The sequence below is a fragment of the Gilvimarinus gilvus genome (assembly GCF_030518155.1).
Classification (GTDB): Bacteria; Pseudomonadota; Gammaproteobacteria; order Pseudomonadales; family Cellvibrionaceae; genus Gilvimarinus; species Gilvimarinus gilvus.
In genome coordinates this window covers 1-306 of sequence record NZ_JAULRU010000311.1, presented here as the reverse complement: position 1 = coordinate 306, position 306 = coordinate 1, and the positions used below count along the sequence as shown (strand labels likewise).

Here is a 306-nt window from a genome sequence, read left to right as displayed (position 1 = left end):
TAATCAGATTATAAAAGAATAGCGCAATTGCATCCCAGATACGCTGTATAAATCCCGCTTCATTAATGCTTTCAAGCGCAACAACCGGTGCCTCTGCAACAAGCTTTCCTTCAAGCATTACTTTCAAAGTACCAAAACTCTGCCCTTTCTGGATCGGCGCTTTGATCACTTTATCCAGATCTAACACTGCCTGAAGCTGCTCGCTTTCCCCCCGAGGAATGGTAATCGCCATCGCATCGGTCAATCCAACCCTTAGCTTATCCTGCTGCCCCGCCCAAACCTTCGTGGTTTCGAGTACCTGGCCAG

At 48.0% G+C, this 306-nt stretch carries 1 pseudogene; it reads right to left on the bottom strand.

The features are described from left to right. A pseudogene (locus QWI17_RS04995) lies at window positions 1-244 on the bottom strand (serine-type D-Ala-D-Ala carboxypeptidase); the annotation flags it as partial. Window positions 245-306 lie beyond the last annotated feature (62 nt).